General features: G+C 69.2%; 17 protein-coding genes. 4 read left to right on the top strand and 13 right to left on the bottom strand.

Annotated elements, in window-relative coordinates; genetic code table 11:
* The first annotated feature begins 13 nt into the window (after positions 1 to 13).
* Both ACTIL2_RS02350 and ACTIL2_RS02345 read left to right on the top strand, forming a co-directional pair.
* A complete protein-coding gene (locus ACTIL2_RS02350) occupies positions 14 to 1,327 on the top strand; it encodes an aromatic ring-hydroxylating oxygenase subunit alpha (protein WP_442335845.1) in 1,314 nt (437 codons plus the stop codon).
* Positions 1,324 to 2,694, top strand: coding sequence for a flavin reductase family protein (locus ACTIL2_RS02345; RefSeq protein WP_442335844.1), 1,371 nt, complete (start codon positions 1,324 to 1,326; stop codon positions 2,692 to 2,694). Before ACTIL2_RS02350 ends, ACTIL2_RS02345 begins: the two co-directional genes overlap by 4 nt.
* Positions 2,695 to 2,748: 54 nt before the next feature.
* On the opposite strand, the gene ACTIL2_RS02340 is transcribed toward ACTIL2_RS02345, so the two are convergent.
* From ACTIL2_RS02340 to ACTIL2_RS02325, 4 genes are all read right to left on the bottom strand, one after another.
* Complete coding sequence (locus ACTIL2_RS02340) at positions 2,749 to 4,191, bottom strand: L-serine ammonia-lyase (protein ID WP_442335843.1); 1,443 nt, start codon at positions 4,189 to 4,191, stop codon at positions 2,749 to 2,751.
* A gap of 31 nt (positions 4,192 to 4,222) precedes the next feature.
* The gene (locus ACTIL2_RS02335; protein WP_442335842.1) at positions 4,223 to 4,546 is read right to left on the bottom strand and encodes a putative quinol monooxygenase; all 324 of its coding nucleotides are present in this window, start codon (positions 4,544 to 4,546) and stop codon (positions 4,223 to 4,225) included.
* Between the two features lie 17 nt (positions 4,547 to 4,563).
* Positions 4,564 to 6,426 carry an alpha/beta hydrolase gene (locus ACTIL2_RS02330; protein WP_442335841.1) on the bottom strand — a complete coding sequence of 621 codons (1,863 nt, stop codon included), beginning with the start codon at positions 6,424 to 6,426 and terminating at the stop codon, positions 4,564 to 4,566.
* A 110-nt stretch (positions 6,427 to 6,536) separates the two neighbouring features.
* Positions 6,537 to 7,412, bottom strand: coding sequence for an alpha/beta fold hydrolase (locus ACTIL2_RS02325; RefSeq protein ID WP_442335840.1), 876 nt, complete (start codon positions 7,410 to 7,412; stop codon positions 6,537 to 6,539).
* Positions 7,413 to 7,515: 103 nt separating this feature from the next.
* Between ACTIL2_RS02325 and ACTIL2_RS02320 the strand changes: the two genes are divergently transcribed.
* Positions 7,516 to 8,166, top strand: coding sequence for a TetR/AcrR family transcriptional regulator (locus tag ACTIL2_RS02320; protein ID WP_442335839.1), 651 nt, complete (start codon positions 7,516 to 7,518; stop codon positions 8,164 to 8,166).
* A 10-nt stretch (positions 8,167 to 8,176) separates the two neighbouring features.
* On the opposite strand, the gene ACTIL2_RS02315 is transcribed toward ACTIL2_RS02320, so the two are convergent.
* From ACTIL2_RS02315 to rsmI, 9 genes are all read right to left on the bottom strand, one after another.
* The gene (locus tag ACTIL2_RS02315) at positions 8,177 to 10,099 is read right to left on the bottom strand and encodes an ABC-F family ATP-binding cassette domain-containing protein (RefSeq protein WP_442335838.1); all 1,923 of its coding nucleotides are present in this window, start codon (positions 10,097 to 10,099) and stop codon (positions 8,177 to 8,179) included.
* 21 nt (positions 10,100 to 10,120) lie between these two features.
* Positions 10,121 to 11,260, bottom strand: a complete 1,140-nt coding sequence (locus ACTIL2_RS02310) for a 4-(cytidine 5'-diphospho)-2-C-methyl-D-erythritol kinase (protein ID WP_442335837.1) — start codon at positions 11,258 to 11,260, stop codon at positions 10,121 to 10,123.
* On the bottom strand, positions 11,257 to 12,240 hold the full coding sequence (gene rsmA, locus ACTIL2_RS02305; RefSeq protein WP_442335836.1) for a 16S rRNA (adenine(1518)-N(6)/adenine(1519)-N(6))-dimethyltransferase RsmA: 984 nt from the start codon (positions 12,238 to 12,240) through the stop codon (positions 11,257 to 11,259). The genes ACTIL2_RS02310 and rsmA overlap by 4 nt, the downstream gene beginning before the upstream one ends.
* 151 nt (positions 12,241 to 12,391) lie before the next feature.
* Positions 12,392 to 13,564, bottom strand: a complete 1,173-nt coding sequence (locus ACTIL2_RS02300) for a transglycosylase family protein (protein ID WP_442335835.1) — start codon at positions 13,562 to 13,564, stop codon at positions 12,392 to 12,394.
* Between the two features lie 202 nt (positions 13,565 to 13,766).
* A complete protein-coding gene (locus ACTIL2_RS02295; RefSeq protein ID WP_442335834.1) occupies positions 13,767 to 14,630 on the bottom strand; it encodes a TatD family hydrolase in 864 nt (287 codons plus the stop codon).
* 28 nt (positions 14,631 to 14,658) lie between these two features.
* On the bottom strand, positions 14,659 to 14,865 hold the full coding sequence (locus ACTIL2_RS02290; RefSeq protein WP_442335833.1) for a PLDc N-terminal domain-containing protein: 207 nt from the start codon (positions 14,863 to 14,865) through the stop codon (positions 14,659 to 14,661).
* 13 nt (positions 14,866 to 14,878) lie between these two features.
* Positions 14,879 to 16,714: a methionine--tRNA ligase gene (gene metG / locus ACTIL2_RS02285; RefSeq protein ID WP_442335832.1), complete on the bottom strand. Its 1,836-nt coding sequence runs from the start codon at positions 16,712 to 16,714 to the stop codon at positions 14,879 to 14,881.
* 48 nt (positions 16,715 to 16,762) lie between these two features.
* The gene (locus ACTIL2_RS02280) at positions 16,763 to 18,586 is read right to left on the bottom strand and encodes a BCCT family transporter (RefSeq protein ID WP_442335831.1); all 1,824 of its coding nucleotides are present in this window, start codon (positions 18,584 to 18,586) and stop codon (positions 16,763 to 16,765) included.
* 30 nt (positions 18,587 to 18,616) lie between these two features.
* The gene (gene rsmI, locus ACTIL2_RS02275) at positions 18,617 to 19,531 is read right to left on the bottom strand and encodes a 16S rRNA (cytidine(1402)-2'-O)-methyltransferase (RefSeq protein ID WP_442335830.1); all 915 of its coding nucleotides are present in this window, start codon (positions 19,529 to 19,531) and stop codon (positions 18,617 to 18,619) included.
* A 51-nt stretch (positions 19,532 to 19,582) separates the two neighbouring features.
* On the opposite strand from rsmI, the gene ACTIL2_RS02270 reads away from it, so the two are divergent.
* A complete protein-coding gene (locus ACTIL2_RS02270) occupies positions 19,583 to 21,184 on the top strand; it encodes a dolichyl-phosphate-mannose--protein mannosyltransferase (RefSeq protein ID WP_442335829.1) in 1,602 nt (533 codons plus the stop codon).
* Positions 21,185 to 21,208: the final 24 nt, after the last annotated feature.

Raw genomic sequence — 21,208 nt, 5'->3', positions numbered from 1 at the left:
TAGATTCGACACCATGACCACGGCGCAGCGCATGACCGACCTCCTCCACCGTCGGCCGCCCAGCACGTCCCTGGAGGCCCCGCTCTACACCGACCCCGACATCTTCACCCTGGACATGGAGGGGATATTCGGGGGCCACTGGATCTTCGCCGCCACCGAGGCCGAGATCCCCGATCCAGGCGACCGCGTCACCGTGGCCTTCGGGTCAATGTCGCTGATCATCGTCCGGGGTGAGGACGGCGAAATCAACGTCCTGCACAATGTCTGCCGCCACCGCGGCGCCCGCGTGGTCACCGAACGCCGCGGGAACTCCGCCAACCTGGTCTGTGGCTACCACTCCTGGACCTACGCCACCGACGGCACACTGAAACACGCCTCCGCCCCCGGCGAATCCCTCGACCGGGACTGCTTCGCCCTGCGCCGTCTGCACGTCCGCAGCATCGCGGGGCTGATCTTCGTCTGCGCCGCCGCCGAACCCCCCGATGACCTCGACGACGCCCCGGGGCGTCCCGGCATGGCGACCACCGTCACCCCGTACCTCGAGGGCTTCGACATCGCCAACGCGAAGGTCGCCGCGCAGATCGACCTGCTGGAGGAGGGGAACTGGAAACTCACCATGGAGAACAACCGCGAGTGCTACCACTGCGGCGGACACCCGGAACTCGCCTGCTCCCTGTTCGCCACCTGGGGACTCACCGCCGACATCGTGCCCCCGGAACTCGCCGCCGACTGGGAGCGGGCGGTCGCGGCGGACAGCGTCCTGCGGCAACGCTGCGAACGCCATGGACTGCCGTGGCGGGTCGTCGAGGATCTCGTCGGCCGTCCCACCGGCTTCCGCATCTCACGCGAGGCGCTCGACAAGGCCGGGGAAACCTTTTCGGTCACCGGTAGACGCCTGTCCCAGAAACTGATGGGTGACCTGCCCGACTTCCGTCTGGGCCGCACCTCGATGCACGTCCAGCCGAACTGCTGGGTCCACGGCCTGTCCGACCACGTCCTGACCTTCGCCGCCTACCCCGTCAACGAGCACCAGACCCTGGTGCGGACGACCTGGCTCGTCGCCGAGGACGCGACCGCCGGTGAGGACTACGACATCGACGAACTGACCCACGTGTGGCGCCACACCAACGCGCAGGACGCCGACTTCGTCGAACTCGCCCAGCAGGGTGTCGCCAGCCCCGGCTACGTCCCGGGACCCTACATGCGCAGTGAGGACCAGGTGGAGTCGTTCATCAGCTGGTACTCGCAGCGCATGCTCAACCACCTCGGGGACACCGGCACACGGTTCCCCGCCTCCACACGATTCCCCCGGGAGCGCACCTCATGACCAGTGTCATCGTCGACCAGTACATTCCGGACGCCATCGCCACCGGTTCCCCCGCACGGTTCCCGTCCGGCTGGCGGGGCCACCGCCCCGACACCCGCGCCCTGGTGATGCCCTGGGCCGCCGGCACATCCTCCGGGACGCGCGCGGCCGAGCTGACCCGTGACTTCGCGGACGTCCCGTCCCCCGACGGGCCCACGGAATTCTCCGTCGAGGTCGTGGGGATCAGGCAGGAGACCCCCTCCCTGCGCACCCTGGTCCTGCGGCGCACCGACGGGCAGCCGCTGGGACACCGGCCAGGACAGTTCGTCCGGCTGTACTTCCCCGCGGACGGGCCCTACGCCGCGACGGTGGACCGCGCCTACTCGATCTCCTCGAGCCCCTTCGACAGCGGCGGGGACGGACCGACCTTCACCGTCTGCGTGAAGAAGGTCGCCGACGGCCGCGTCTCCCCCTGGATCCACAGGAACCTCACGGTCGGCACCGTCCTCGAGGCACAGGGGCCCCTCGGGGGTTTCCACCTGCCGGACGTCGACCGCCGCGCACGCTACCTGCTGCTGGCCGCCGGCGCGGGAATCACCCCGGTACTGTCCATGGTGCGCAGTCTCGCCGCACTCTCCGCCCACGCCGGGGCACACGGCCGACGCGCCCCGGACGCCGTCGTCATCTACCACTGCCGGCGTCCCGGCGACTTCGCCTTCGCCACCGAGCTCACGGCCATCGCCGAGGCTCACCCCGGCATCCGTGTGAGCCTGTCTCTGGGGTCGGCGGGTTCCCGGCGCGGCGCCCGGGCGGTTTCCCGGTGGACCGGTCCGGTGGGAAGACTGTGCCCCGATGTCCTGGAGTCCCTGGCCGAGGACGCCTGCGGCCGCAGGGTGTTCGCCTGCGGCCCGTCCGGTTACCTGGCCGGGGCACGGGAGGTCGCCGAGTCGGTCGGCGTCCCGCCGAACGCATTCCACGAGGAGTCATTCGACGACACCGCGGGACCCCGTGCGGAGGACGTACCGGGCACGGCTGGCACTGGTGCGGGCAACGTCCCGGACACCGTGGCTCCCGTCCCCGCAGAGCAGCCCGGGCAACCCGCCGTGACGTTCGCACGGTCCGGGATCGTCGCTCCCGTCGCCGTCGGCGAGACAATCCTGGAGGCGGGGAGGCGTGCCGGGGTGGCGCTGCGCTCGAACTGCGGCACCGGGGTGTGCGGTTCCTGTGCGGTGCAGAAGATCTCGGGGGAGGTCGACATGCGGCACCAGGGGGGCCTGCGTCAGCGGGACATCGACGCGGGGAGAATCCTCGCCTGCTGCTCACGTCCGGTGACGGCACACGACGGCACCGGTGGAACCGCGGGCGCAGGCATCGTGGTGGACGCCTGACATGTCCGGGGCGGGGCGGGAAAGGCAGCGCTCCCGGGCTCAGCACTGACGGACTCAGCACTCCGGGACATTCACCGCCACGTTGATGGCCAGTCCCGCCCCCGCGGTCTCCTTGTAGCGGTCGGACATGTCGACGCCGGTCTGCCGCATCGTCTCGATGACCTCGTCGAGGCTGACCCGGTGGGTGCCGTCGCCGCGCATCGCCATCCGTGCGGCGTTGACGGCGGTGTTCGCTGAGATGGCGTTGCGTTCAATGCACGGGACCTGCACCAGGCCCCCCACCGGATCACAGGTCAGGCCCAGCAGGTGCTCCATGGCGATCTCCGCGGCATTGCACACCTGCCGGGGCGTCCCGCCGAGCACCTCCGCCAGACCGGCGGCCGCCATCGACGAGGCCGACCCCACCTCCCCCTGGCAGCCGACCTCCGCTCCGGAGATGCTCGCCCGCTCCTTGTACAGGGACCCGACCGCCCCCGCGGCCAGGAGGAACCGGCGCCAGGCCGCCCGGGGGTCCTCCTGCCCGGCGTCGGTGTACTCACGCGCGTAGTACAGGACGGCGGGAATGATCCCCGCTGCCCCGTTGGTGGGCGCGGTGACTACACGGCCCCCGCCGGCGTTCTCCTCGTTGACCGCCATGGCCACCAGGTTCACCCAGTCCGTGGCGAACTCCCGGCTGTGATCCGGGTCGTCGACCAGCAGCTGGCGGTACCATTTCTCCGCACGCCGCCGGACGAGCAGACCGCCGGGGAGCGTGCCCTCCGAGGTGACGCCACGTTTCACGCAGCTGTCCATGACATCGACCACGGAATCCAGGTAGTCGTCGATCTCGGCGTCGCTGCGCAGGGAACGCTCGCTTTCCCGCTGCACGGCGGCGACCCCACCCGAGGACTCCGCCAGCTGCGTCAGCCCGTCCGCGGAGGTGAAGGTGTGTTCCCCCGTGAGCTTCCCGATCACCGGTTCCTGCTCGGCGGTGCGGATGAATCCGCCGCCGATGGAGTAGTAGGTCCGTTTGAACTCGGTGCCGTCGGGGTCCAGGGCGGAGAAGGTCACCGCATTCGTGTGGATGGTACGCCTCACCGCGGGACGCAGGATGATGTCCTCGAACCCGCAGATGACGGGCATGGTCCGGTCGCCGTAGAGGTTGACCGTCCGGTCGCGGCGGATCCGGTTGAGGCGGTCGACCATGAAGTCGGGGTCCACTGTGGAGGGGTCCGCCCCGTCCAGACCCATCAGGCAGGCCCCCAGCGTCCCGTGCCCCACTCCGGTCGCGGCCAGTGAGCCGTAGAGGATGACCGTGACCCCCGTGCCACGGCTGACCGCACCGTCGGCGAGGGTCCCGGACGGCGCAGGGTCCTGATCCGCGACGCCGTACCTGCTGCCGGTCCACCGTTCATGGAGGTCCGCGGCGAACGCCAGGCCGGCGCGCATTGGCCCGACCGTGTGCGAACTCGACGGTCCGACGCCTATGGAGAACAGGTCGAAAACACTGACGGTCAACGTGACCTCATTTCAGGTGTGTCCCGGGCGGCTAGTCCACGGAGAACTCCGCCATCCGGTCCCATTCCGTCTTACCGGGGATGGAGGTGTTGATGATCTGCGGTGTCTCCTTCAGCACCGTGGGAAGAAGTTCGCAGGCCGCCTTGAAGTGGTCGCTCTGGACGTGCGTCCCGTCGGTACCGTCCTCGAACGCCTCGACGAGGAAGTACTCGGACGGATCGTCGGTGCCGCGGAACCAATCGAAACACAGGTTCCCGTCCTCCGCACGGCAGGCGTCGGTGAAATCAGCCACAACCTCCCGGAAGTTCTCGACGTACTCGGGCAGCGGACGGAAGCGGACATTGATGAGAATCATGGGGACCATGCTAGTCGTCACTCGTTGTCGACGCCGACCTCCTTCTCCGGGCCCTGGTCCTCCATCGCGGTTTCGAGCTGCACACGCATGCGTTCCACGTCCGCCACCGAGAACCGGTCCTCGCCGGCGACGGCGACCAGACCGTCGAGCACGGTCGTGCCGTAGTTGTGACCGTGGCCGTCCGGCACATTACCGGCACGCGGAAGGTCGAGGGTGACCTGCCAGAACGTGATGAACGGCATCCAGCGCATCTCGGGTGAGCGGTCGAATCCGGGCGTCTCCTTCAACCAGTCCGGCTCACGGAACAGCAGGTCCGGCGACCACCACACCACCGGGTCGGACGGGTGCTGGACGTACAGCACCCGCGGGGAGTTCCACGCCGTGCCCTGCGCCTCCGGGTCGTCGATCCACTCCTGGATGTCCTCCTCGTTCTCGGCGAACCTGGTCATCATCCCGCCGGAGTACTCCGGATCGACCTCCCTGGTCCCCGGATCGCGGCGGGTGACCAGGTCACTCCAGAGCTCATTGCTGTTCGGCGGCCCGAGCCACAGCACCCCGTCGACCGAGGACGCGATGTCGCGGATCCCCGAGAACGCACCCTCGCCGGCGGAGGTGCCGAGGGATTCGCCGTAGACGTAGATCCTCGGCCGGTCGTCCTCCGGCAGGGTGTGCCACCAGTCGACGACCGCGGTCACCAGTTCCTTGCCCGCCTCGCGGACCTGGTCGCGGTCGGAAATGAACTGCACCGCACTGGGCAGGTAGGAGTACTGGTCGGCGGCGATGGCGGTGTCACCGCCGAACATCAGCTCGAAGGCCTGCGCGGCGGTCGGGTTGACCCACCCGGTGCCCGTCGTCGGCGCGATCATCAGCGCCTCGCGGTCCTGCGCATCGGTGCGTTCGAGCTCATCGACGACGTTGAGCGCACGCTCGCGGTCGTTGTCGCCGTTGTTCAGCCCGGCGTAGACGCGGACCGGTTCGCGGGCGGGACGTCCCGTCAACTCCTCGAGTTCGTCCCGGTACATCCCCAGTGCGGTGAACCTGGTGCCGTACGCCCCGAGGTCCTCCCACTCGTTCGGTGAGCCGGGCCCGCCACTGCGTTCACTGACGTGGGGTTTGACCAGGTCGGGACGGATCTCCTCGTCGCGCACGGAGAAGACGTTCTCGCTGACCCGCACAATGGTGCCCGGCAGCAGCTGGTCGGCGGCGACGACCGTGACCAACCCGACCGCACCCCAGGACAGGATGAGCTTGAGGCCGTAGCGGGTGTGCTGGCCGGGCACGGCCCGCGCGAGCAGGGTGGTCAGCCGTCCCACGGTGTTGCCCAGCAGGTAGAGCAACGCCCAGAGCACCAGACCGACGGGCAGGACCAGCAGGAACTGTGCGGCGGTGTACGCCTGGTCGCCCATGATGTCGGCGATCTGCTGCTGCCACCGCACGGCGATCAGCACCCAGACCACCAGTGCCACGACGATCACCGACAGCAGGATGATCCGCAGCCACGGCCGCCATTTCGCGGGAACCTTCCTCCCCCTCGTCACGGACACGATCACCGGTTCGACGAGGTCGCGGATCCACAGCAGCCAGACCCACTCCAGCAGCACACCGATCAGGTGTCCGGTCGCCGCCGACAGTCCCGCGGCGACACCCTGGAACAACCAGTCACGCGGCAGCAGCGACGGTGTCAGCGACAGGGCGAACATCATCGCCCCGAAGATCAGGCCCCAGGGGCTGGGCTCCAGCAGACGCCGGAGGAAGTGGCGCCGCTCCGGATGCGGCTGACGCACGATCACCCCGTCGCGCTGGCGGATGACCCGGGGGGAGGCACCGTCCCGCTCCCCGGCGGCCGCGCGGATCTGCTGACCCTGCTGTTCCGCTGCCACGTGTCCTCCGCCCGTCTCTCCTGTGCTGCGCTCTCCTGTGCTGTGTCACCACAGCGCTGCACCAGAGTGTATCAACGGGGTCGGACGCACCGGCGTCCCCAGACGCCTTTTCAGCCGTCCTCCCGGTCGATGAAGCCCCCGATCATCGGCAGCACCACACCGGGGTACTGCCAGAGCACGCTGTGCCCGCCGTCCGGAACCATCTCGACGGTCGCGCGGGGAATGAGGTCGTTGATCCGGGCAGCCGCGGCATGCGGGTCCCCCAGCCGGGTCTGCTCGCCGAAGATCGCGAGCACCGGTGCCGTGATGGCCCGGAGCTGGGTGTCACTGAGCGGCGACGGCCACGGTGACCGTCGCCGGTACTTCATTGCGGCCTTCGCCAGGTCCTTGTCCTCGGCGGTGAGTTCGGCACCGGGGGTGAGCCATTCGTCCAGCCGGGCGAAGTTCCGCCGGGTCGGCCACATCGCCGTCGTGATCATTTTCCTGACGACCTTCTTCGACGCGGGGACGAAGGTCGTGATCCCCTCCCCCAGGGTCACGCTCGCCACCCGGTCGACCGCCCGCCCGGCGGTCAGGGCGGAGAACCACGATCCCTCGGAGTAGCCGAACAGATGGACCCGTTCGTGACCGATACCCTCCAGCAGCTCGGCACCCCATGCCGCGTAGTCGTCGCCGGATTCCATCGGGGCCGTCTGGCGGCTCTTCCCGGCCGTTCCGATCACGTCGGGGGCGTAGACGACCCGGTCGCGCGCCAACTCGCCGACAGTACTGTGCCAGCTCAGCCCACTGCCGTTCAGTCCGTGCATCAGGACCAGGGGCGTCTTCGTCCCGGATCCCGACCGCCGGACATGCGTCGGCCCGTACGAGGTGTCCACCGTCAGTTCCTCGGCCTCCACGGGCCATCGTTCAGCGAGCCTGGCGTACGCCTGCCGGTACGTCGCGCGGGCCCGGTCACCGGTGAAGTCCCCGATTCTCTGCTGTGCCACGATTCCTCCTGTCATTTTTATGGTATGTCCATACCATAACTATGATATGAACGTACCAACACGACGGATACCCGTCAACCCCACGGACAAAGGAGGCCCGGCTATGCCACGGCAGGTGGACCACAGCGAGCGACGCACCACGATCACGGATGCGACACGACGGGTCATCGTCCGGGACGGACTGGGCGCCACGACCTTCCAGGCCGTCGCCGCCGAAGCGGGGATCTCGGTCCGGCTCGTCCAGTACTACTTCGGGAACAAGGACGCCCTGCTCCAGGCGACGCACCGTGCGGTCATCGAATCGGCCGCTGCCCGCTTCCGCCCGGGGTCCGACGACGGGGACGACCGGAACGGGGAGACAGTGCAGGAGTCACCGAAAGCGGTCCTGGAGACCGTGGCGTACGCAGTCCTCCCCCTCGACGACGACCGTCGCTCCGACGCGCTCGTCCTGAACGCCTTCCAGTCCGCCTCCCTCAACGGCGACAGCGCGGAAGGGGACGGACCCTCCTCCGCGCCACGGCTTCTCGTCGACGTCATCTCCCACCAGCTCGGGAACGCACGCTCGGCAGTGCCCCCCGATTCCCCGGACGCGTCCCCTGCTGCGCCCCCGGGTGACGCCGCGGACCACCGCCTCGACGCCGAACTACTGCTCAGTACCCTTGTCGGCCTCACACAGTCCGTCCTGGCGGAGCATCTCACCCCGCGCGACGCACGGGTTGTCGTCGAACGGCTGCTCTGTCTCCTGCTCCCCTAGCCGGTCCCCGTCAGCTCCCGTCCTCCCGGCGCTCCGCGACCTCCAGCCAGGACATCTCGAGCTCCCCGTGCTCCTCCCTGGCCGCGGACAGTTTCCGGTCGAGGTCGGCGAGCAGTGCGGTGTCCACGTTGCCGTCCGCCGGAGCGGCCGCGTCCGCCATCCTCCGGTTCAGGTCCCCGATGGTCGAGTCGAGTTTGGATATCTTGCGCTCCAGTGCGCCCATTTCCTTGCCCAGTGCCCGGTCCTCCTGCGCGGAGAGCCCGGGGGACGCCGGCACGGTGGCTGCCCCCGCAGGCGTCCCTGATGCCGACGGTGCCGACGACGCCGGTGCATCGCCTCCGCCGGCACCGCCGGTGGAGCCGCCCAGGTCCAGGTTCCCCGCATGCTTCTGTCCCGACGCCGCCAGCTCCGCCCGTGTGTCCAGGTACTGCTGGATACCGCCGGGCAGGTTGGTCAGCCGACCGTCGCCGAACAACGCCCAGGTTGAGTCACAGATGCGCTCCACCAGGTAACGGTCGTGCGAGATCACGACCATCGTGCCCGCCCAGCCGTCCAGCAGACTCTCCAGCTCCTGCAGGGTGTCGATGTCCAGGTCGTTGGTCGGCTCGTCGAGCAGCAGGACATTGGGCTCAGCCATCAGTACCCGCGTCAGCTGCAGCCGGCGGCGCTCGCCACCGGACAGGTCCCCGACCGGGGTGCGCTGGCGTTTCGGTGAGAAGCCGAGCCGCTCGGCCAACTGGGACGCGGAGAGTTCCCTGTCACCGATCTGCACCCGGCTCGCCACATCCTCCACCGCGTCCAGCAGCCGCCGCGACGGGTCAAGGTCGTCGAGTTCCTGGCGCAGCCAGCCGATCTGGACGGTGCGCCCCTCGACCCGTCTGCCCGCGGCCAGCGGGTACTCCCCGGCCAGGGCACGCAGCAGTGTGGTCTTGCCGGAGCCGTTGACCCCGACCAGGCCGATGCGCTCACCCGGGTTCAACCGCCAGGTCAGGTCCTCGACCAGCACGCGGGCGTCCTCACCGCCCGGCGTGGTGACCGTGGCGTCCTCCAGCTCGATGACCTTCTTACCCAGCCGGCGGGTGGCGAACCGCATCAGCTCCACACTGTCGCGGGGCGCGGGCACGTCCTTGATCAGCGACTCGGCCGCCTCGATACGGTAGCGCGGCTTCGAGGTCCTCGCCGGAGCTCCCCGGCGCAGCCAGGCCAGCTCCTTGCGGGCGAGGTTCTGGCGGCGCTGCTCGGCGGCGTCGGCCTGCCGGGAACGCTCGGCACGGGCGAACGTCCAGTCGTTGTAGCCGCCCTCGTAGACGTCGACGACACCGTCGTGGACCTCCCAGGTGTGGTTGGCCACGGTGTCCAGGAACCAGCGGTCGTGTGTGACGACGACGAGCGCGCAGCGCCGCGACAGCAGGTGGGCGGCGAGCCACTGGACGCCCTCGACGTCGAGGTGGTTCGTCGGCTCGTCGAGGATGAGCAGGTCGAGGTCCCGGACGAGTGCGGCTGCCAGCCCCACGCGACGGCGCTCACCGCCGGACAGTCCCGCCACCGGGGTGTCGAGGCCACTGCCGCCCGTTCCCCCGAGCTCGGTCACCCCCAGTCCATGGAGCACCTCGCGCACCCGGGGGTCCGAGGCCCATTCGTAGGTCTCCAGCCCCAGTGGTGCCAGGACGGACGTGCCGACGGTCTCGCCGACGAGATCGCTGTCCTGGGAGACCCGCGCAAGGCGGAGCCCGTTGTTGCGGGAGACCCGCCCGGAATCGGGGGTGTCGGCACCGGAGAGGATACGCAGCAGCGTGGACTTCCCGCCGCCGTTGAGCCCGACGACGCCGATGCGGTCGCCGGAGTTCACGCCGAGGCTCACCCCGTCCAGCAGGGTCTTGAGTCCGTAGGACTTGTCGACGTTCTCGAAGTTGACCAGGTTGGTGTCGGCCATGGTGGGTGGTTCGTGTCCTATCTACTGTTCGAGAATCTGTGCACCGTGCGGGTAGGAGGCGGCGGTCGCCGTGGAGACGGCGCGTCCTCCGACGCCCTCGGCCGCGAGTGACGTCGCAACGTCCACGGCATGCCCACGGTCCCGGCACAGCATCGCCACCGTGGGTCCGGACCCGGACACCAGGCACGCGAGTGCACCGGCATCCCGTCCCGCAGCCAGGGTACGCCGCAGGTCCGGGCTGAGACTGATCGCGGGTGCCTGCAGGTCGTTGACTGCACCGGTGCCACCCCCACCACCGGTGCCCAGGTGCACAGCGAGCACCTCCGGGTCACCGGAGAGCAGGGCGCGCTGGACGTCCTCGGGACCGCCCGCACGGACATCGGGACGCTCACCACGCGCGGCCGCCGCCCGCTGCTCGTCGAGCCGGGCGAAGACATCGGCCGTAGACAGTCCACGCGAATCCATCACCAGCGCCCAGTGGTAGGTGCCGCGGACCATGACCGGGAGCAGCTGCTCGCCCCTGCCGCGGCCCAGGGCGGTGCCACCCTCCAGGCAGAAGGGCACGTCCGCCCCCAGGTCGGCGGCCATGGCCGACAACTCCCCGTCACCGGGACGCGGCGCCAGGGCGAACCCCGCGGCCGCCGCCCCCCGGCCGTGGAGGAGCTCGCGGGCAGCGACGAGGGTGGCCGCGGCGTCCGCCGAACCACCGGCCATCCCGCCGGCGACGGGTACCCCCTTGTCGATCGTGACCGCCAGCCGCGGCAGCTTCGACCCCGGGGCGTGCCTCCGGTAACGCTCCATGACGGCCAGCACGGCCCGGACCGCCAGGTTGTCCGTCTGCCGGTCCCCGGTGGGCACCCTGCCGGAGTCGCGGCCGGTGACGGTGACACCGGTGACCAGGTCCGCCGCGTCCGGGATCCCGGACGGCCCCGCGGCGTCCGCGGTCTCCGGCGGCACAGACCCGGCGACCTGCAGGGTGACGGTCTCGATGAGGTCGAGGGCGTGGAAGACGGTCTCCAGGTCGTGGTAGCCGTCGTCCCTGCCGCCGGAACCGCCGGCGTCGCTGACCGACAGGTGCAGATTCACCTTGCCCGGTGCGGTGGCGGTCACCGCCCTCCCGGCCGAGGCATCCTGCACGGCATCGGTGTCGGCGGCGGTCACGGTGCCGGCTCCTGCGCCTGCCGGCCGCGACGGGACTCCAGGGCTGCGACGGCGAGGTCGACGAAGGACGCGCTGTCCAGCTTCTCCCCCCGTTCCCTCGGGTCGATTCCGGCCGCCACCAGGACCTCCTCGGCACCCGGCCCGCAACCGAAGTACCCGGACAGTGCCGCGCGCAGGGTCTTGCGGCGCTGCAGGAACGCCGCATCGGTCACGGCGAAGACCTCGCGGCGCAACGCGTCCGCCCCCCAGGTCTCCAGGACGCCCTGCCAGGGCCGGTCGGTGTCGTCCCACCGGTCGATCCGGACCAGGCCCGAGTCGATCTTCGGGGCGGGCCAGAAGACGTTCTTCCCGATCGTCCCTGCCCTGCGCACACGGCCGTGGAATCCGGCCTTCACGCTGGGCACGCCGTAAACCCGGCTGCCGGAGGGCGCGGCGAGCCGGTCGGCGACCTCGAGCTGCACCATCACCAGGACGCGGGTGATGCTCGGGAAGACCTCCAGCAGGTGCAGCAGGACGGGGACCGACACGTTGTACGGCAGGTTCGCCACCAGGGCGGTGGGTGGTTCAGCCCCTGCCGCGGCAGTGTCGTCCGGGGTCAGTGCCAGGGCATCCGCGGTCACCACCGTCAGATTCTCCGAGGTCGCCGGGGCGAACTCCGCCACGGTGCGTTCGAGGCGCCCGGCCAGGCGGGGGTCGATCTCGACGGCGGTGACGTCCCCGGCCCTCTCCAGCAGCGCCAGGGTCAGCGAGCCGAGCCCCGGGCCCACCTCGATGACGTGGTCGTCCCGGGTGATCTCGGCGGCCGAGACGATGCGGCGGACCGTGTTGGGATCGATGACGAAGTTCTGCCCGAGCTTCTTCGTCGGCGTGACGTCCAGCTCAGCCGCCAGCTGCCGGATCTCGCCGGGGCCGAGCAGCCGAACGTCGGTGCCGTCGGCGCTGCCGGTGCCGGTGCTGCTCGTACCCGTGTCATTGTTCACGATTGACCAGGATAGTCGCCCGACCGTCCCGGCAGCGAAACCTCACGTCCACCGTGACCCACCCGCCCATGGGAAAGACCCCAGCCGGTGGAAACCTTGCGTGGTTCCACCGGCTGGGGTCTGTCCGCGCCCTGTGCGGGCGACTGCGTGCCTAGCTCAGCCCCATCTTGGAGGTGCAGGCCGGCCATGCGCCCCAGCCCTGTGCGCCCTGGACCTTCTCCGCCACGGAGATCTGCTCCTCGCGGGAGGCCATGTGTGCCTCGGGTGCGTACTCGGTGCCGCCGAAGGCAGCCCAGGTGGACGGGGTGAACTGCAGGCCGCCGGAGAAGCCGTTGCCGGTGTTGGCGGACCAGTCGCCGGTGGCCTCGCACTGGACGAGCTCGTCCCAGACGGAACCGTCGGACACGCTGGGGGCGTCGGATCCGCCGGATCCGCCGGTCTCCTTCTTGGTGCCCCGGACGACGATGCGCTCGCTGGCGGGCTCGAGCTCCTCGCGGTCGATGATCTCGCGGTCGGTCTCCTCGCCGTTGGTCTCGGTGACCCGGAAGGTCACCCGCTCGCGTCCGGCGGAGCCCTCCTCGACGACCTCTTCGTCGCCCTCGGACATCTCCGGGTCCTCGCGGACGGTCTCCTTCGGCTCGAGCGGACGCTCCTCGGTCTGCTCGTCGGTGGTCACCCGGTGGATCTCGACGTGGGTGCCCTGTTCCAGCGGGGCATCGGCGGGCGGGGTGACGACGTCATCCTTGCCGAGCGGGGTGCCGCGCGCCTCAAGCATCTCGCCGACGGTGCTGGCGGCCATGGTCAGCCGGGCCGGCTCGTCGTGGTTGGCTGCGCCGTCCTTCAGGGTGAACTCGCGCGGGGTGGTGATGTCGAGCTCCATGCCGTCCTCCGGGATGGAGGAGCCCTGGGCCGCGGAGACGCCGAGGGCGTTGTCGTCGTAGCCCAGTTCGTCGAGGAGCTCGGAGACGGTCAGCGAGTTGGTGTCGACGTCCTTGGCCTGGCCGTCGATGGTGACGGCCACCTGGCGGGCGGACCGCACGGTGACGTCGGAGTTGTTGTCCACGCTCTCGTCGAGGCCGGGGGTGATCATGTCCTCGTCGAAGAACTCGACGTCATTGTCCTCGAGCAGGGAACGGATGTCACCGGACCATGCGCTGGTCTCGATGCGTTCGCCGTTGACGTCGAGGGTGACGTCCTTGTGGTTCGTCGCCACGACGGTACCGCCGACAACCAGCACGGCGAGCATGCCACCTGTCGCCATGCGCAGAGGCACGGAATTCGTGGTGTTGATGCGGTGCAGGTTGGACTTGTTCTTGGGGGACACTCGCTCTTTTACCTCCGGCGGCTCTGGACTGTGGCCGCCCACTCGATGTCTGAAAGCCTGAACTCTCAGACTGTCTCGGTTTCGTAACTTTGATCACGATACGGTAACGAGACGGTCACGTCCAAGTCTTCGGGCAAATTTCCCCGAAAATGTCGCGACGATCACAATTGCCGGTCACATGCGGTGACAGGACACACACCCGTCACACACGCCCCTGCCGTGGAGCCGGGATCCCGTAGAGCCGCCGGGCGTTCTCCGTCACCAGTGCCCCCAGCTCCGACGGGTCCATCCCCCGGGCGTCCGCCACGCAGCGTGCCGTGTACCCCACGAAGGCCGGCTCGTTCCGCGCGCCGCGGAAGGGCTCCGGGGTCATGAACGGTGCATCGGTCTCCACGAGGATCCGGTCGGACGGGCAGATGCGTGCGGCCTCCCGGAGCTCCCCATTTCGCTTGAAGGTCACATTGCCGCAGAAGCTCAGGTAGTAGCCCCGCCGGATCGCCTCCTGCGCCACCTCCAGCGGCGAGGAGAAGCAGTGCAGCATCACGGTCACCGACTCCGGGGCATCAGCCAGGACGCGCATCAGGTCGGCGTCCGCCTCCCGGTTGTGGATCATCAGGGGCTTGCCCACCTCGGCGGCGAGCTCCATGTGCCAGCGCAGCGCCCGTTCCTGCACATCCAGCGGGGCGGTGCGTTCCGGATCGTGCCGGATCCAGTAGGTGTCCAGGCCGGTCTCCCCCACCGCCACGCACCGCGGGTCGGCGACCAGTTCCCGCAGCCTGTCCTGCACCCCGTCCACGAAGACCTCCCCGGCCCTCGTGGGGTGGACGGCGCACGCCGCGAACACGCGGGGATCGGCGTGGGCGGCGTCCAGCGCCTGGACGGACTCCGCGAGATCGTCCCCGACGGTGCACACCTGCCCCACGCCGACGGCCCCGGCCCGGTCCATGACCTCCGCGACCTTTCCCGGTCCGGTTGCCCCGCAGGACGCGAGGTGGGTGTGCGCGTCGAAGAGCTCGGGCAGGGGCTCGGGAGGGACAGGGGTGGGACGCGGCTTCTTCTTCGACATGTGCGCCAGGGTAGCCGGGGCCTCCCCGTCAGCTCCCCTCGCGGCCCCAGATGAACCAGGCGCAGGGGCCCAGGATGGGGAAGGCGAACACCAGCAGCGTCCAGACCGCCTTGGCGGTGCCCGACAACCGGCGGTGCCGGAAGATGCTGTTCAGGGCGGCGATGATCAGCACCAGCCAGGCCACCGCCACGGCGGCGAGGAGGATGATGACGAGGGAGGCGCCTAGGACGTCCATGACTGCTCCGGGCCTACTCCGGGTCGACGCGTGCCCACTCCGGGCCGGTCTCCGCCAGCTCCGGGTCGAGCTTGGTGAACAACGGGGAGGGCTTGGTCAGCGCGGTGCCCGGGGACAGTTCGGTTCGCCCCCAATGGGCCTGCTGCGCGTCGTAGTCGCCCATGATCACCGGGTAGCTGCGCCCCGCCTCCGGGACGCCGGTACCGACGGGTGTGCGCGGGGAATCGTCGGTGACCTCAACGACCTTCGGCTGTGCGGCCCACACACCGGTGCCACCGAGGGTCTCGAAGACCTGCTGCGCGGAGAACGGCAGGTAGGGGGTCAGCAGCGTGTTCGCGTCCGACACCACCTGCAGGGCGGTGAACAGGACGGTCGCCAGGCGCTCGCGCTGAGACTCGTCCTTCGCCAGCTTCCACGGCTCCTGCGCGGCGATGTACTGGTTGCCGCGGTCCACGATCCGCATCGCCTCGGCGATTCCCGCCTTGAAGCGGGAGTGCTCCAGGTTGTCCGCGACCCGTGCGAACGCCGCGGCGGCGTCCTCCAGCAGGTCCGTGTCCTCCTCCGTGAACTCGCCCGGGGTCGGGATCTCGCCGAAGTTCCTGTGCGCCATCGACACCGTGCGGTTGACCAGGTTGCCCCAGCCGTTGGCGAGTTCGGTGTTGATCCGGCGGACGAACTCGTCCCAGGTGAAGTCGGTGTCCATGTTCTCCGGGCCGGCGACCGCGATGAAGTAGCGCAGCGCGTCCGGACCGAAGGTCTCCAGGAAGTCGCGGACGTAGATGACCACGCCCTTGGAGGAGGAGAACTTCGAGCCGGACATCGTCAGGAACTCCGAGGACACGACCTCGTGCGGCAGGTTCAGCTCGCCCAGCTCACCGGTCTCCCCTCCCTTCGAGCCCTTGCCGGCGTAGCCGAGCAGCTCGCCGGGCCAGATCTGGGAGTGGAAGGTGATGTTGTCCTTGCCCATGAAGTAGTAGGACAGCGTCTCCGGCTCATTCCACCACTCGCGCCACGCGTCCGGCTGTCCCGTGCGGAACGCCCACTCGATGGACGCGGAGAGGTAGCCGACGACCGCGTCGAACCAGACGTAGAGCTTCTTGGCGTTGTTGTCCTGCCAGCCCTCGATCGGCACCGGGACACCCCAGTCGATGTCACGGCTCATCGCCCGCGGCCGCATGTCCTTGAGCAGGTTCAGCGAGAACTTCAGGACGTTGGGGCGCCAGCCGTCACGGGTCTGCAGCCATGTGCCGAGAGCCTCGGCCAACGCCGGCAGGTCGAGCATGAAGTGCTCGGTGTCCACGAAGTCCGGGGCTTCCCCGTTGATCTTCGACCGCGGGTCGATGAGGTCGGCGGGGTCGAGCTGGTTGCCGCAGTTGTCGCACTGGTCGCCGCGGGCGTCGGTCGCACCGCAGATCGGGCAGGTGCCCTCGATGAAACGGTCCGGCAGGGTGCGGCCGGTGGAGGGGCTGATCGCGCCGGTGGTCGTCTGCCGCACCATGTAGCCGTTGTCGTTGAGACCGCGGAACAGTTCCTGCACCACGGCGTAGTGGTTGCGGGTGGTGGTGCGGGTGAACAGGTCGTAGGACAGCCCCAGCCCCGCCAGGTCCTCGACGATGATGCGGTTGTACCGGTCGGCGAGCTCCTGGACGCCGACCCCCTCCTTCTCCGCCTGGACGAGCAGCGGCGTGCCGTGCTCATCGGTCCCGGAGATCATCAGCACCTTGTTGCCCGACATTCGCTGGTACCGGGCGAAGACGTCCGAGGGGACGCCGAACCCGGCAACGTGTCCGATGTGACGGGGGCCGTTGGCGTACGGCCAGGCAACAGCGGTGAGGACGTGTTTCGACATGCCAACAGACTAGGCCATGGCACGGACACGCCGCGCGACAGGGGGCGGCTACTTCTTCTTGGCCTTCTCCGGCTTCGTGCTCTTCTTCTCCTGCTTACGCTGCTCCCTGGCCTGCCGCGCTTCCGCGGTCTCCTGGTAGCGGCGTTCACGTGCCAGCCTCAGGGCGAAGGCACGCTGCTGCTTCTCGTCCAGGAACATCGGGTCCCGCGACAGACCGCGCTGGATCGACACACACAGGAACAGGATCAGGATCACGAACGGGCTGGCGGCGATGATCGTCACCGTCTGCAGGCTGTCCAGGGCGTCCGAACCGCCGGTCACCAGCAGGACCACCGCGATCAGGGCGGTCATCAGACCCCACAGGACGGTGATCTTGCGGTCGGCCACCAGCTTGCCGTTCTGGCTCATGGTGCCCATCACGGTCGATGCCGAGTCCCCCGAGGTGATGAAGAAGGTGACCAGCAGGATCATGGCGATGATCGAGCTGATCGCACCCATCGGCAGCTCCTGGAGCAGGTTGAACAGCATGTTCTCCGAGGTACCGTCGCCGAAGATCTCCGTGCCGCCGTCCTGCTCGTGGATGGCGCTGCCACCGAAGATGGAGAACCAGACGATCGACACCGCGGTCGGGACCAGCATGATCACCAGGATGAACTCGCGGACCGTACGGCCACGGGAGATACGGGCGATGAAGGTGCCCACGAACGGGGACCAGGAGATCCACCAGGCCCAGTAGAACAGGGTGTTGCCGCTCAGCCACTCGGCCATGCCCGGTGCGGAGTCGGCCGTGCGGCCGGCCATGCCGAAGAACTCCTGCAGGTAGTTGCCCGCGGACGTCGGGACGGTGTTCATGATGACCACCGTCGGCCCCACGACCAGGACGAACAGCGCCAGGATCGCGGCCAGGACCATGTTGAAGTTCGACAGGTACTGGATGCCCTTGCTCACGCCGGAGAAGGCGGAGATCAGGTAGGCCACACCGAGCACACCGATGATCAGCAGCAGCCAGCCGGTGCCCGGGTCGTGCACCATGTCGGTGGCGTTCATGCCTGCGGCGATCTGCAGGGTACCCAGGCCCAGGGACGCGGCGGTACCGAAGACCGTGGCGAAGATCGACAGGACGTCGATGAGCTTGCCCAGCCAGCCCTCAGCACGGCGCACGCCGATCAGGGGAATGAAGGCCGAGCTCATCAGCTGCTTGCGGCCCAGGCGGAAGGTGCCGTAGGCGATCGCGAGGCCGACGATCGCGTAGATCGCCCAGGGATGCAGTGTCCAGTGGAACAGTGCGGTGGACATGGACACCGGAACGCTCTGCGAGGCTTCGCCCGGAACACCGTTCTCGTAGAAGGTGAGCGGTTCGGCGACACCGTAGAACATCAGGCCGATGCCCATGCCGGCGGCGAAGAGCATGGCGATCCAGCTCGCGGCGTTGAACTCGGGGCGCTCGTCGTCCTGCCCCAGCCTGATGCGGCCGTACTTGCTCAGGGCCACCCAGAGGATGAAGAACACGAAGATCGAGCCGGCGATGATGTACACCCAGCCGAAGTCTGCGACCACGAAGTCCAGGGCGGCGCTCGAGAAGCTCTCGAAGTTGTCGGGGAAAGCGAGCGCCCAGACCACCACGGCACCGACGATCAGTGCCGCGAACCAGACGACGGCCTTGTCGACCTTCGCGTTCTCGTCCTCCGCGGGCGGGGGCAGCATGCTCTCGATGGCGACCGGAGCGACCTTCTCCTGGTTCAACTCCGGATCGTTGAGGCCCTCGACCTCCTCCGGCGTGAGCCCGTCACTCTGATCTGCGTCATGTGGATCAGCGGGCGGCGACGACGGGTCAGTATCGTCAGCTCGGTAATTCTCTTCAGAAACAGACATGCGGTCTACTGTGCCACAGTTGGTTCCCGCTTACCTGCCCCGGGCGTCCAGAACCGCCTCATAGAGGTCACGGCGGGACACCGCGCGGTGCGCGGCGACCTCCCGGCAGGCGTCCTTGAGCCGTTGGCCGTCCCCCACCTTCCGCTCGACCTCCCCGACCAGGTCGGCGGGGTCGGTGTCGACTCCACCGTCGGGCCCCGGCGACGCCGAGACGACCACGGTGATCTCCCCGCGCACCCCGTCCTTCGCCCAGTCGGCCAGTTCACCCAGGGGGCCGCGGACGACCTCCTCGTGGGTTTTCGTCAGTTCACGGCAGACCGCGGCCTCCCTGTCGGCACCGCACACCTCCGCGGCGGTCGCCAGGGTGGCGGCGATCCGGTGCGGCGACTCGAAGAAGCTCACCGCCCGGTGGGAATCCCGCACCTGTTCCAGCCACTGCCGGCGGGCCCCGTCCTTGCGCGGGGCGAAACCGTCGAAGGCGAAGTGGCCGACACCGACCCCGGACAGCGCCAGCGCGGTCGGCACCGCCGACGGGCCGGGCAGGCAGGTGACCGGGACGCCGGCGTCCTGGGCGGCCTGGACCAGCGGGAACCCGGGGTCCGAGACCGACGGCATGCCTGCGTCGGTCACCACCAGCACCCGTGCCCCCGACGCCGCCTGCTCCACGAGCCCCGCGGCGCGGTCGGCCTCGTTGTGGTCGAAGTTGGACACCACCCGTCCGGTGATCGCCACACCGAGGGTGTCCGCCAGGGTGCGCGTCCGGCGGGTGTCCTCCGCGGCGATGACATCGGCGCTGGACAGGGCGTCGATCAGACGGACCGAGGCGTCCAGCGGATTCCCCAGCGGCGTCGCCGCCAGGATGATCCCCCCGGCCGGGCTCGGTCGGGTCGCCGCCGCACGTGCCGCCAGGTCGCCGAAGGGTGCCGGTGAATTGCTTTCGTGCATGGCCTGCAGACTCTACCTGTGCCCCGCCCGCGCCGTATAGGATGGCCGGTTGTGACACTCCAGACGCTGCTCCCGGGCGCCACCCCCGGCTCCGGCACAGCTGCCGCCCGCCCCCGCCGGTGGTGGTGGATCCTCGGCACACTCGGTGTCCTGGGTCTGCTCAGCCGCCTGCTCTTCCTGTCCCACCCCACCGACAACGGCGTGCCGGTCTTCGACGAGAAGCACTACGTGCCGCAGTCCTGGCAGGTGCTGCGGGGCACGGACGGCGGCGGCGGACTCCTGGTCGGCGGAATCGAGGACAACCCCGGCTTCGGCCTGATCGTGCACCCTCCCCTGGCCAAGCACCTCGAGGCGCTCGGCATGGCCGTGTTCGGCAACACCCCCTGGGGTTGGCGCATCGTCGTCGCGCTCCTGGCGGTCGGTGTCATTCTGCTGACCGCGATGATCGCCCGCCGTCTCACCGGCTCGGACTGGGTGGGTATGGCCGCGGGCGTCATCGCCCTGTGCGACGGCATCCTGTTCGTCACCGGGCGTTCGGCGATGCTGGACCACTTCCAGGTGTTCTTCATCGTCCTGGCGGTCTACCTCCTGATCCGGGACCACGGTCAGATGGAGGGGCGCTTCGGCCGCATCGCCGCCGGGGGACGCATCGGGGACTTCGACCTCGGCCCGCGGGTCGGCTACCGGTGGTGGAGGTTCGCCGCCGGCGTCGCCCTCGGGTGCGCGAGCGCGGTGAAGTGGTCGGGTCTGTACTACATCGCCTTCTTCGGACTCGCCGTCGTGGGCGTCGACTGGTGGCGCCGCCGCCGTTACGGGGTGCGCCGTCCGTTCCTCGGGACGTTCGCCCGGGACTGCGTGCCGGCCTTCGCTTCCCTGGTCATCGTCCCCGCCGTCGTGTACCTGCTGTCATGGCGCTCGTGGTTCGCGTCGGAGACCGGGGTCTTCCGGCACGAGATCGAGTCCGGCAACGACCAGATCAGCGGATGGGGCCTGGGCCTGCTGCCGGACTCCTGGCTGAACTTCATCTACTACCACGTGTCCGTCCTGGGCTTCCACGAGGAGCTGACCAACTCCAACGGGCACAACCACCCGTGGGAGTCGAAGCCGTGGGAATGGCTGGCGACCACCCGTGCCCTGCTCTACCACTCCTCCGACGACGCCGAGGGCAACAAGCAGGTCGTCCTGCTGCTGGGGACTCCGGTGATCTGGTGGCTCACCGTGCCCGTGCTGCTGTGGGGGCTGTGGCGGCTGATCCGGCGCCGTGACATGCGGTGGCTGGTGCCGGTGGTCGGCTACCTCGCCGGTTTCCTGCCGTGGCTGCTCAACGTCGACCGGCAGATGTACCTGTTCTACGCCACCAACCTCGCGCCCTTCCTCATCATCGGGATCGCCCTCGTCATCGGACAGGTGTCCGGGTGGGCGCTGCGCCGCGGCACCGGACCCTCCGACGGTTCCGAGGGCCGGGACGGCCCCGGTGCCTCCGCGGGACGGCGCTTCCGGACGCTGCTGCTCACGAAGACGGGCATGCTCATCTCGGCCGGCTACCTGGTGCTTGTGGTGTGGATGTTCCTGTTCTTCCTGCCCATCTTCACCGCCATGCCGATCACCGTCGACGAATGGCGCTGGCGCATGTGGCTACCCGGGTGGACGTGACGGACCGTCCCCACACCTGAGACG

Origin of the sequence: Corynebacterium sp. (assembly GCF_052107835.1) — a bacterium.
In the GTDB taxonomy this organism is placed as follows: Bacteria; Actinomycetota; Actinomycetes; order Mycobacteriales; family Mycobacteriaceae; genus Corynebacterium.
The sequence above is the reverse complement of the archived record's forward strand: the minus strand, read 5'-3'. Positions and strand labels throughout refer to the sequence as shown.

Bases quoted from the DNA above. Each gene is read 5' to 3' on its own strand.
- ACTIL2_RS02350 (WP_442335845.1), top strand. From the start codon at position 14: ATGACCACGGCGCAGCGCATGACCGACCTCCTCCACCGTCGGCCGCCC.
- ACTIL2_RS02345 (WP_442335844.1), top strand. From the start codon at position 1,324: ATGACCAGTGTCATCGTCGACCAGTACATTCCGGACGCCATCGCCACC.
- ACTIL2_RS02335 (WP_442335842.1), bottom strand. From the start codon at position 4,546: ATGATTCTCATCAATGTCCGCTTCCGTCCGCTGCCCGAGTACGTCGAG.
- ACTIL2_RS02320 (WP_442335839.1), top strand. From the start codon at position 7,516: ATGCCACGGCAGGTGGACCACAGCGAGCGACGCACCACGATCACGGAT.
- ACTIL2_RS02315 (WP_442335838.1), bottom strand. From the start codon at position 10,099: ATGGCCGACACCAACCTGGTCAACTTCGAGAACGTCGACAAGTCCTAC.
- ACTIL2_RS02295 (WP_442335834.1), bottom strand. From the start codon at position 14,630: ATGTCGAAGAAGAAGCCGCGTCCCACCCCTGTCCCTCCCGAGCCCCTG.
- ACTIL2_RS02290 (WP_442335833.1), bottom strand. From the start codon at position 14,865: ATGGACGTCCTAGGCGCCTCCCTCGTCATCATCCTCCTCGCCGCCGTG.
- metG (WP_442335832.1), bottom strand. From the start codon at position 16,714: ATGTCGAAACACGTCCTCACCGCTGTTGCCTGGCCGTACGCCAACGGC.
- ACTIL2_RS02280 (WP_442335831.1), bottom strand. From the start codon at position 18,586: ATGTCTGTTTCTGAAGAGAATTACCGAGCTGACGATACTGACCCGTCG.
- rsmI (WP_442335830.1), bottom strand. From the start codon at position 19,531: ATGCACGAAAGCAATTCACCGGCACCCTTCGGCGACCTGGCGGCACGT.